This is a genomic window from Mesorhizobium sp. M7A.F.Ca.CA.004.12.1.1, assembly GCF_003997835.1.
Classification (GTDB): Bacteria; Pseudomonadota; Alphaproteobacteria; order Rhizobiales; family Rhizobiaceae; genus Mesorhizobium.
Genome location: NZ_RZRK01000128.1, coordinates 1 through 10,479, shown reverse-complemented (window position 1 = coordinate 10,479; position 10,479 = coordinate 1). Strand labels below are relative to the sequence as shown.

The following is a 10,479-nucleotide window of genomic DNA, read 5'->3' as shown; positions in this document are numbered from 1 at the left end:
CGCCTCGACGATGCCGGGCCTGCCGAGCAGCTCGCCATTGCCGAGATCGAGGATGACGATGCCCGGGCGCGTATCGGCCGGCGGTCCCTTGAGGAAGTCGCTCGTCTCGGAAACCCTGACGTCATAGATCGCCAGCGCATCGAGCCGCGTCGCCACATCGCGCTTGAAATTCGGGTCCGACGAAAACAGCGCCACCTGCTTGCGCTTGGTCGGCGTAACCTTGGTGTTGATGGCATTCATGACGCGGTGCTCTTCAGATCTTCGCCCGTGACCGTGCTCAGCATGGAGGGCATGGTGATGTTTGCAAAACTCAAAAAGAAGAACTGGAAGTTCACATTTTGGAGGCTGACTGAAATAGTAGGAACGTTTCCTGCGGCTCGCGTCTGATAGCCAAGTCCCGTAGCCGAATAGCGGATGACGACATTGGCTGGCAGCAGCAAGGGGTCGAAGTCGCACATGCCAGGACGACTGCCGGCCACCGGGCCACATATTCCGTCGTCACCTGCAAAAATTCTGCTGAAATTTGTTGCTGACCACACGCCGGCAACACAATGGGCACCTGTGCAACTGCAGGTCGAGGTTGCGCCATTGCAAACATAGGCAAAAGAATTCGCGACAACGGGAGATCCCGGTGTCGTAGTCGGGCCAGCCGTGGAAATCTGCGGCGCGACCGGATCCGAGATTGAGGCTAGCCGTGCACCGGCCTGGACGGCCTTGGTGGCCGAGTTCCACTGATATAATGCATAGCCGAAATCGACGAAGCCGAAGACAAGGGCAAACAGCAGGGTCGAGACAATGGCCATTTCCACTGTCGCCGTGCCGTCCTCTGATTTTGCGAAACGCTTGATCATGATCAGAACCGGATCAACCGCTCCTCGTGAAAGCCATTGAGGGTGATCGGCCCGATACCGAGCAAATACAGTATGCCGACCCCGCTGTAACCGAAGGTGCCCGCCGCCCTGACGATGCAAACCTGTGCGGTGGTGGACCGATATTGAGTGACGCCGGCGACCACGGCATCGTGACAAGAGCCTGAGGCGGCGATGGTCATCGTCACATTCGCCTTCTGCCAGCCGGCGATGCGCGCGGGTGCTGTCCCGGTCGCGTTGCCGAACACCGCGATGTTGGTGGCAATGTCGGCGCAGTCGATCGTCAATCCAGCATTGGTGTACAACTGACTGTTGCAGCGCGCCGCAAAGCGGGCACCGTCCGAAAGCCCGGCTTCCATCAGCAGCTTTTCGTGGATCAGATTGCCGAATTCAAAGACACCCGCCGACAGGATCAGCATCAGTGGCGCGATCAGCGCCATCTCGACAAGCGCCGTCCCACTTGGATCGCGTCTAAATCTATGCAGATGGCGGTAGAGCGTTGCGATCATGGCCGTCACCGGTAGAGCTGGGCTTCGTCGCGAAGAAAATTGTCGAGCGTGCCTTGGCCGCCGCGCCCGGTGATGTCTACAAGCTCGACTCTAATGGTCTGATCTGGGCCGCTCTCCACAGGTTCCGTGATGAAGAAACTGCCGAAGGCCTCGACCGGTAGCGGCTCTGAGGAGTTGCCTCCTGACATCAACCCGGCGGCTACCAGTGCCTGACAGTTTAAGATGGCGCCGTAGAGGAGTCGTCGGTCCGGATCGGAAACGCTGTTTGACGAACAGGCTGGGGCGCCTAGCTCGCCACCATTCGAAGGGTGATTTACGATGCCCTGCGAAATCTCGTAGCGATAGGCGCTGTAGCGGGTCGGCTGATTTGTATTGCTGGCAGGGTTTATACCATCTGCCCCGATTGGCTTTGGAACGGTTACCGGGTTTGTCGTGGTGTTGAAATTGGTATTCCAATATTGGTCGAAATCCCAATTCCCGTCGCCGATGCGTCCGTTGACTACCGGGTCGCGTGGCAAGGCCTGGAAATTTGTCGGCTGCGCCGGGCTGACTTCAGCGGCATTGCACGCGTTACCTTGGGTCCTGTAGCCCTTCCGCACGTTTTCACCTGGCGCAAAATTAGGGTCGTTTCTATTGCCGTTCATCGGTCCATCGTAGACGTCGAAGCGAACATTCAATGCATCGCGAACCGTCGCAAGGAAGCCGGGGCGCAGCAGCACGCCACGTTGATCGTAACATGCCTGCGATTTTGTCATGGCGATCATATCCCTGATGGCGTTTGCGCCAGATCCATTCGGCGGTTGCAGGAAGCCGTAGTTTCCAGGCGAGTTCTGCGCCGAACTGCCGCCCTGCTGGCGCAGCTCAATCATGCGGCGGCGCTTCGCCGGGTCGGCGGCGACGTCAAAGAGGTTGTCAGCCGTATTCTCGTAGGGATTGCAGATGTACACCGGGGTGAAATCGCAGACGCTGGAGGTGAAGCCGGCGACCGACACTGCCCCGATGTTGAACGATCCGTTGGCGTTCGACGACAGAAAAGAGACGGGGAAGATCGCTGCGAACCCTACGGGCGTTACTGTGACCTCGATGAAGCGAGCTTGCACGGCGCCTGCGACCTCGTCGGTGATGACATTGGCTGCGGTGATCGGAAGATTGTCGGTCGCCGGAATAGATCTCAGATAGCGCCTGGTTACGCCGGCTGCCAACAAATCCTGCGGGCCGGTACCACCTGTCGAGAAATTATATCTGTTGAAGACCAAGGTGGACAGCGCGCGGTCTGCCCGCGTGATGCTATCAGGCCGGCCATCAAGTTCGGCAGCAGCGGCAAGCGAGAACGAATCGGCGCCCTTTTGCAGATCATTATGCAGATTGTTCGCCCTGCTCATATCGATGGCGAGCAGCGAAAACCCGATAATCGCCGGCAGGGTAATGCTGACGAGGATCAGCGCTATTCCCCTCTGGTCCTGCCAGAACGCGCGAAAGGTCCGCAGCATGGCCTTACTCTTTGCTCCCCTGACGCCGGTCGTCTTGCCTGGCGCACTGAAACCGCATCCCTGTTCAGTTCACTGGTTCGTCACTCCCGACCCGCCGACATTGACCGTGATGGCCGGCGGCGGCGGCGGTGGTGGTGGAAATCTGTAGTTCTGAGCAACACCGGCGGCGCGCGCACCGTCACCCTCGATCCTGGTGTTGTTGGAGGCCGGATTGAGCGGGTCGACCGTTTGCAGCATCGAATTGAACTTCTGCGTGTCGCCGGCAGCCAGGGTCACCGAATCATAGTGGTTCAGATAGTCCGTGGCACAGCCCGACAGCAGGCCGGTGCCCAGGATGAGGATCAAGGCGCTATTTCTTGACATAGAGCATCTTGTCCTTCGATTTGAAGTCGAGCATGTGGCCATAGGGGCCGGTTACGCCTTCGCCCAGTTCATATTTACGGACCATATCCTTGGTCACTTCAAGCTGTCCGAGCACGAAGAATTCGGGATCGTTGGCGGGCCGTGTCTTGTCGAACGGCGTCGCCAACTGCTCGCCGGGCTTCACCGGCCGCACGATGTGCGGCGTGACGATGACGACCAGCTCGGTCTCTTCCTTCTGGTTGCTCGAATTGCGAAACAGCGTTCCGATGACAGGCACCTGGCCGAGCCACGGCACCTGGTCCTGGAGCTTGGTGGTCTTGCTCGACAGAAGCCCGCCTACGGCGAAACTCTGGCCGTCGCGAAGTTCGACGACGGTTGCCAGCTTGCGGTTGGTGAAGATCGGGTCGCCGGCGGTGGTGAAGCCGGTCAGGTCGCTGACTTCCGGCGCCAGCCTCATATGGATCTTGCCGTCGTCGAGTACGACCGGCGTGAACAGCAGGTTAACGCCGAATTGCTTGTACTCGATGCTTATCTCGCCGTCTTTGTCGAGCGTTCGGATAGGCACTTCGCCGCCGGCGTTGAAGCTGGCCTGCTCGCCGGAAAGAGTGGTGAGGTTGGGGTTCGCGAGCATGCGCACCGCGCCTTTGGACTCGAGCGCCTCGATGATCAGATCGACCTTGATGTTGCTGTCGATGACGCGCGTGATCAGGGCTCCGAAGGGACTGGAGGTCGACAGGAGGCCGCTGAGCAGACCGCCCGGCCCGAGCACCACTCCGTCCTCGTCGACGGCAGCAACACCGGTGCCGGTACGGGTCGTGCCACTGCCGTTCGTGCTCCTGATCGACACGCCGAGATCGCGGCCGGTGTTGCGCTTGGCTTCCAGCACGCGCACTTCTAAATTGACCTGCTGGCTGTCGTCGACGATGACGGAGTTGATGACGGCGTCGGGGCCATATTGCTGCGCAACCGCCAGGATAGCCGCCAGCGTGGCGCCGTCCTTGACATGACCGCCAAGCCTGACCCTGCCGTTGACCGAGCCGACCTCGATGCGCGACTTCGGCGCCACCTGGCGGATCGCCTGCGCCATGTCGCTGACATCAACACCGACCTCGATCTGGAGCGCGCCGAGCGAGCGCTTGTCGGTGGAAAACAGATTGACCGTGGTGGTGCCGGCGCCCTTGCCGATGACATAGAGCGTGCGGTCGGTCATCGGCTGCGCATCGGCGATCTTCTCGTCGCCGACGACGATATCGCCCAGATTGGCACTCACCTGGATCGTTACCGATTGTGACATCGGCAGGAAAATCCGGTGCACGGCAGGGGTTGAGACATCGATGAAGCGGTCGGCCGCACCGGCCGCCAGGCCCGACAGCAACAGCGCCGCCAAACACGACAACGCGGCCGTCGCTATCCCTAACCAAGAACCCCGCATCCCCGTCTCCCCACTCGCTGCTGGTGGCAGCATCCGTTTCGCCGCGCTTTATTGTTGTCGCGGTACGTCATATGTCTCGAGCTTCACACCCCGGAACACGCCGACCGTAGCCCGTGCCGGCGGCTCCGGCTGCACGTATTTGACCACTTCCTTGGTCGCCGGTGCCGCGATAGGAACCGGTTTGGCCCGGCCAAGTTCGTCGAGACGGCTTCCCACTTTTTCCACGGCCTGGGTCAACCCGGCAATCTTGTCCTCGGCGCGCTTGCGCTCGGCTGCTGCTGCCGCTTCCGCTGCTGCCCTCTTGTCGAGCTCCGCCTGCCTGGCGGCGACATCGGCCGGCGTTTCGCCGGTCAGGTCAGAAAGCGTCACCCGTTCTGTCGTCTCGCCCTTGCTGGCTGCGGCCTGACGCAGCGCCAGCGACAATTGGCCGGCGCCTGCCGCCAGCGTCAGCTTTTGCGCGTCCCTGGTGCTGGCCTCCAGCGTCACGGACTTCACCACCGTCGGGCTGTCCTTGCTTTCGTCGGCCACCTGGTCGATGGCCAGCACCTTCATGCTCTGCAGCAGCACGTCGACGAAACTCTTATCCGTGCCATCATCGCCGCGCGCCGTGCGGGTGAGTAGGATATCGACTCGATCGCCCGGGAAAACGAAGCCGGCCACACCGAGCACGTCGTTGACGCGGATGGACACGGCCTTCATGCCTTCGCCGAGCACCGCCGAAAGCGTGGCGCGCTGGCCGGGGCCGGTAATCTTGGTAGCAAGAATCGGCTCATTGATGCCGATCGCTTGCAATGCCTGCTTGGCACCGTCGCCAGCTAGCAGGTCTTTCGTTGACTTGAATGCCCCGGCTGGAACCGCGCCCGCAGGCCAGGCAACTTCGCGCAGTTTATCTGCGCTCAGAGCGTCACCGAACTTCAGCGGCACTGCCGCAACCACGACCGTGCTGCCTTGTACGACACCCGTTTGTGCCATGGCGCTTCGCTGGCCGGCAAGCCAGATATTGACCAGCACCACCGCCAGGACGCCGAACACCCCGGCGAGCACGATCATGATAATTGTGTTGGCGCGCATGTCCCAAGCCCCAGCCCCAATGCGGGATTCGCCCGCTGCGATCGGATTCAGGCCCGGCTCGAACGATCCGGGCCTGAATGTAGTCAGGCGATCAGGAACCGGTGCCCGCAGCCGCGTTGCAGGTGCCAGCCCCCGCGTCGAGGGCGGTGCAGAGACCGAGGAACCTGGCGTTTACCCAGGCGCCGATGGCGATGACAGTCAGGATCGATGCAACGGCAATGATGCCGATAAGAATAGAATATTCGACCATGGCAGCGCCGTTCTCATCGTCGCGGAACTGCCGGGTCATCGTCATGAGCTTGTTCATGTCAATTTCTCCCTTTGGAGGTTGGAACCCGACGAGACAGAGCAAAGGATGAAATCCATACCCAAGCATCCCCCGTCATCTCGATCCTAGGTCCCGAGAAAACGCAGAGTCAAACGAGATTAAGAGTTCCTTAACTTTCATGTACATGATTCGGCAAGAAGATCACAGTTCCGAATTTTCGCAACAGCTTGATTCTTTTCATTTTTCAAGGACTTTAACCATTCGTTCACAATTTGGCCCCCGATGGGGCAAGATTGTGGAAGCATTAGCGCAAATGCATATTCCTTTATATCTAAGGGTTTAGCAGCCTCTTCCGGGCGGTTTGCCCCCAAAAGTCGAAAGAGCCTGGAAAGCAGGGCCGACGCCCTGACCACGAACCGGCAGCCGTATCAAATAAGCGCGTTATTACAGGCTTCTGATCTTAACTATGTAGAAAGTATTGAGGGCACGCCTACCACCTGGGCGCTTGTGCCTCCCGTGGTTAACAGTTAGTTTCCGCTAATGAGGGACTGAGGGGAGTATAAGCGACTATGCTGGGGCGGTTCATCAAGGGGACAAGCGAACAGCAGGTAGCGTCAAAGACCGATCAGCTGGTGGTGCAGCCTGTTGCTCCGGCTCTTTCGCCAGCCGCTGATATTGAATCGCATGGCAATGATTTTCTGACGCTCAAAGTCGAGCTTCATCGCCATTTGATCGATCGGTTCAACCTGACCGCTCTTGAAAGCGCTTCCAAGGACGAGATCCTGAATGAGATCCGTCCGATCGTGCGCGAGTTCGTTCGCGCTCGTGCGGTGCCATTGAACGCACGCGAGCTTGATCAGCTGACCAGCGACACCGCCGACGAGATGCTGGGTCTCGGGCCAATCGAACCGCTGCTCAAGGACGATTCGATTACCGACATCATGATCAACACCCACAAGCGCGTCTTCATTGAGCGGCGTGGCATGATCGAAGAGACGGCAATCCGTTTCCGCGACGAGGCGCATCTGTTGCGCGTCATCAACAAGATCGTTTCGGCTATCGGCAGGCGTGTCGATGAATCGTCGCCCATGGTCGACGCACGCCTGGAAGACGGTTCGCGCGTCAATATCGCGGTGCGACCGATCTCGGTCGACGGCCCCCTGGTGTCGATCCGCAAGTTCTCCAAGAATCCCTATTCGCTCGAACGTTTGATGGCTTTCAACTCCATTCGTCCGCCGATGATCGAACTGCTGCGGATCGCCGTGCAGGCGCGCAAATCGATCCTGGTTTCGGGCGGCACCGGCAGCGGCAAGACCACCTTGCTCAATGCATTGTCGAGTTACATTCCCTCGAAAGAGCGGCTGATCACCATCGAGGATGCGGCCGAACTGCAATTGCAGCAGCCGCATGTGGGCCGCCTCGAAACGCGCCCGCCCAATGTCGAGGGTAGGGGGGAGGTGCGCCAGCGCGAATTGCTGAAGAACGCGTTGCGCATGCGGCCGGACCGCATCATCGTCGGTGAGGTGCGCGGCGAGGAAGCCTTCGACATGCTGCAGGCGATGAACACCGGCCACGAAGGCTCGATGACGACAATCCATGCCAACACGCCGCGCGATGCGATCTCGCGGCTGGAGCAGATGGTCGGCATGGCCGGCATGCCGATGACGCATGAGTCAATCCGGGCGCAGATCGCGTCCGCCATCGACATCATCGTGCAGACACAGCGTCTTTCGGATGGAGGCCGGCGTGTCACCTCCATATCGGAACTGACCGGCATGGAAGGCAATGTCGTGCAGCTCCAGGAAATCTACCATTTCGTCCGCCGTGAGGTCACAGCCGAGGGCAAGGTCATCGGCGACTTTCGCGCGACCGGTGTCCGTCCGCGCTTCGCTCCGGAGGCCGCGACGCTTGGCCATTATTTTGCCAAGGACGCCTTCAACCCGCAGGTTGCCCTCTGATGCTGACGGGTCAAGCTCTGCTCTACTTCATCTACATGCTGGCGGCAGCCTCGGTCATTCTGGCAGGCGAAGCTCTCTATCTTTCCTTTGCCGGCCGCCGCTCCCGGTCTCTAGCAGTCAATCGCCGGCTGAAGCGGCTCGCTGGCGACGTTCCAGCCGAACAAACGTTGCAAGGGTTGCTGCGAGAACGCGGCCTCACGGACTCCGGCGACTTTCTTTTTGGACTGGTCTGGTTGAACAGGCTCTATACCCAGTCCGGTATCACCGGAAATCCGTTGACCTTCGCCGCGACGTTCTTGCTTGTCGGATTGGCGATGGCGTTGCTGCTGGCGGTCCTCTTCAATTTCTCTGCCTTGGCGTCGCTCATCATTTTTTTGGTCATAGGGTTTATCTTGCCGCTTCTCGTCCTCCGGCGCGCTCGTAACAAGCGAATCCGGAAGTTTGCCAAACAGCTGCCGGATGCGCTCGACATGATCGTTCGTTCGCTGCGCGCCGGACATCCCGCTTCGATCGCGATCGGTCTGGTCGCACGCGAAATGCCGGATCCGTTGGGCACTGAATTCGGCATCGTCTCCGATGAGATCACCTTTGGTCTCAGCATCGAGCAGGCCGTGCGGAAGCTTTCGCAGCGCGTCGGCTTCGAGGGGCTTCAGCTGCTGTCGGTATCGCTGTCGATTCAGGCCAAGACGGGCGGCAATTTGACCGAAATTCTGGCCAATCTTTCCTCCGTTCTGCGTGAACGGCAGAAATTGCGAATGAAAATTAGGGCGCTTTCGGCCGAAGGTCGCGTCTCCGCGTGGATCATCTCCTTGTTTCCTATTGTGATGTTCCTCACGCTTCAAATCCTTGCCCCATCCTATTACGGAGCCGTTTGGAGCAACCCGCTCGTCTTCCCGATATTTATGCTTTTTGGGTTGTGGGCGCTGCTTGGCGACTTCATCATGTACCGGATGGTTACTTTCGATTTCTGACTGGGAGCGACGAAAGAATTGTTTTCGAACATTCAGGATCTGGGTTTCTTGGTGTCTATCGTCGTCTTCGCGGCGGCGGTGTCCCTTTTCCTGTTCGGTGCGTTAGTCTTTCTGCCAGCTCTGCAAACCCGTAAGCTTGTCGCGCAGAGCCTGATGGGTGAAGGAATCGCAGACCGTCGATCCATGCTCGGGCAAGACCAGCTTGCCAAGATTTCGGCGCAACGGCCGGTCGATGCCTACTTCAAGTCGATCGAGAAGGAGCGGGAAGAGCCAAACGCCTTGGAAGCGAAGCTGTTTCGCGCCGGCTTTTATCAATCAAGCGCACCGCTGATTTATACGCTGTGCCGCCTTGTCGCGGTCTGCGTCGGCTTTCTGGCAATGTATGCACTCCTGTCGCGGGCTCTGCCGTCGCACCTGCCGGGTTTCATTACCCTTGCAGGTTCTGCCCTGTTCGGCCTGGCCTGCATCGTGCTTCCCGCCATTCTGCTCGACCGTTTCGAGAACGGCCAGAAACAGATCTATCGCCGAGCTTTCCCCGACTTCATGGACATGATGATCACCTGCGCCGATGCCGGCATGAGCCTGGAGGGGGCAGTCGAACGCGTCAGTCATGAGATGGCTGGCACCCACAAATGGCTGGGAATACAGCTGTCGATCATGAATTTGCAGTTGCGTGCCGGCAAGCCGTTGCGGGAGGCATTGCGCGAACTCGCCGATCGTATCGGGCTTGACGAAGCCAGGGCACTGGCTGTCCTGTTTAGGCAATCGGAAGAACTCGGCACCAGTCTCACCGATGCATTGCGTGTCTATAGCGCCGAGATGCGCGGGCAACGAATTCTGAGTGCAGAGGAACGCGCCAACTCTCTGCCGGTGAAGATGATGATTCCGTTGGGGCTGTGTATCTTCCCTGTGGTTATGATGGTTATCATGCTGCCGGTGATCATCCGCATGAGGGGCATTATCTTCTAGTTGCGTGTATGATCTGATTCTAATATGAGGTCCGAGACCCTTGGGGGAATCTATATGAAGAGGGCTAACGCGGCGGCAGCCTGTCTGTTGATAATGCTTGCCGGCTGCCAGACGGCGGACATAACCGACGGGGTCGTGCGCACCAACGAACCATCGAAAGGCGACGTGACGTCTTTTGGCGACGCTTTCGATGGGCTGAAGACGGTCAGCGATGTCGAATATTACGCCTCGGACCAGGCCGTCGCCGAGGCCAAGAACCAGTTCCGTGCCGAGAATTACGGCAATGCCGGCGCGCTGTTCTTCAAGGCGACGCAACTGGCGCCCAATGATGGCAACGCCTGGATGGGACTTGCCGCCTGCACCGACCGGATCCGCCGCTTCGACCTGTCCGACAAGGCCTATGCCAAGGCGTTCAAGCTGGTCGGCGCGACGCCTGAATATTACAACAATGTCGGCTATTCCTACCTGCTGCGCGGCAAGCTGCAGGATGCGCGCTCGAATTTTCTCAAGGCTTACGAATTGGCGCCCAACGACCCGACCGTCGCCAACAATCTGAAGCTTTTGTCGTCAAGCGTGCAG

At 59.3% G+C, this 10,479-nt stretch carries 11 protein-coding genes and 1 pseudogene; 4 read left to right on the top strand and 8 right to left on the bottom strand.

Going from position 1 to position 10,479, the window contains the following annotated elements; translation table 11 throughout:
- From EN984_RS09480 to EN984_RS09445, 8 genes and pseudogenes are all read right to left on the bottom strand, one after another.
- Nucleotides 1-240: pseudogene (locus EN984_RS09480) on the bottom strand (pilus assembly protein); the annotation flags it as partial.
- Nucleotides 237-851: a TadE/TadG family type IV pilus assembly protein gene (locus EN984_RS09475; protein ID WP_127268515.1), complete on the bottom strand. Its 615-nt coding sequence runs from the start codon at nt 849-851 to the stop codon at nt 237-239. The pseudogene EN984_RS09480 and the gene EN984_RS09475, both read right to left, overlap by 4 nt.
- A 2-nt stretch (nt 852-853) precedes the next feature.
- Nucleotides 854-1,378, bottom strand: coding sequence for a TadE/TadG family type IV pilus assembly protein (locus EN984_RS09470; protein WP_127268516.1), 525 nt, complete (start codon nt 1,376-1,378; stop codon nt 854-856).
- 5 nt (nt 1,379-1,383) lie between these two features.
- Nucleotides 1,384-2,868 (bottom strand): pilus assembly protein TadG-related protein, encoded by a 1,485-nt coding sequence (locus EN984_RS09465; RefSeq protein WP_127268517.1) that lies wholly within the window; start codon nt 2,866-2,868, stop codon nt 1,384-1,386.
- 69 nt (nt 2,869-2,937) lie between these two features.
- Nucleotides 2,938-3,231 (bottom strand): hypothetical protein, encoded by a 294-nt coding sequence (locus tag EN984_RS09460; protein WP_127268518.1) that lies wholly within the window; start codon nt 3,229-3,231, stop codon nt 2,938-2,940.
- Nucleotides 3,218-4,663 (bottom strand): type II and III secretion system protein family protein, encoded by a 1,446-nt coding sequence (locus EN984_RS09455; RefSeq protein ID WP_127272238.1) that lies wholly within the window; start codon nt 4,661-4,663, stop codon nt 3,218-3,220. Before EN984_RS09455 ends, EN984_RS09460 begins: the two co-directional genes overlap by 14 nt.
- Before the next feature lie 48 nt (nt 4,664-4,711).
- On the bottom strand, nt 4,712-5,734 hold the full coding sequence (gene cpaB, locus EN984_RS09450) for a Flp pilus assembly protein CpaB (RefSeq protein ID WP_127270767.1): 1,023 nt from the start codon (nt 5,732-5,734) through the stop codon (nt 4,712-4,714).
- Between the two features lie 91 nt (nt 5,735-5,825).
- Nucleotides 5,826-6,041 carry a Flp family type IVb pilin gene (locus EN984_RS09445; RefSeq protein ID WP_127270765.1) on the bottom strand — a complete coding sequence of 72 codons (216 nt, stop codon included), beginning with the start codon at nt 6,039-6,041 and terminating at the stop codon, nt 5,826-5,828.
- A 530-nt stretch (nt 6,042-6,571) separates the two neighbouring features.
- On the opposite strand from EN984_RS09445, the gene EN984_RS09440 reads away from it, so the two are divergent.
- From EN984_RS09440 to EN984_RS09425, 4 genes are all read left to right on the top strand, one after another.
- Nucleotides 6,572-7,960: a CpaF family protein gene (locus tag EN984_RS09440; protein WP_127272239.1), complete on the top strand. Its 1,389-nt coding sequence runs from the start codon at nt 6,572-6,574 to the stop codon at nt 7,958-7,960.
- Nucleotides 7,960-8,931, top strand: a complete 972-nt coding sequence (locus EN984_RS09435) for a type II secretion system F family protein (protein WP_127269129.1) — start codon at nt 7,960-7,962, stop codon at nt 8,929-8,931. Before EN984_RS09440 ends, EN984_RS09435 begins: the two co-directional genes overlap by 1 nt.
- Before the next feature lie 18 nt (nt 8,932-8,949).
- Nucleotides 8,950-9,900, top strand: a complete 951-nt coding sequence (locus EN984_RS09430) for a type II secretion system F family protein (RefSeq protein ID WP_127269130.1) — start codon at nt 8,950-8,952, stop codon at nt 9,898-9,900.
- 54 nt (nt 9,901-9,954) lie between these two features.
- Nucleotides 9,955-10,479 (top strand): tetratricopeptide repeat protein (locus tag EN984_RS09425; RefSeq protein ID WP_127383714.1); only part of this gene is annotated, 525 nt, incomplete at its 3' end.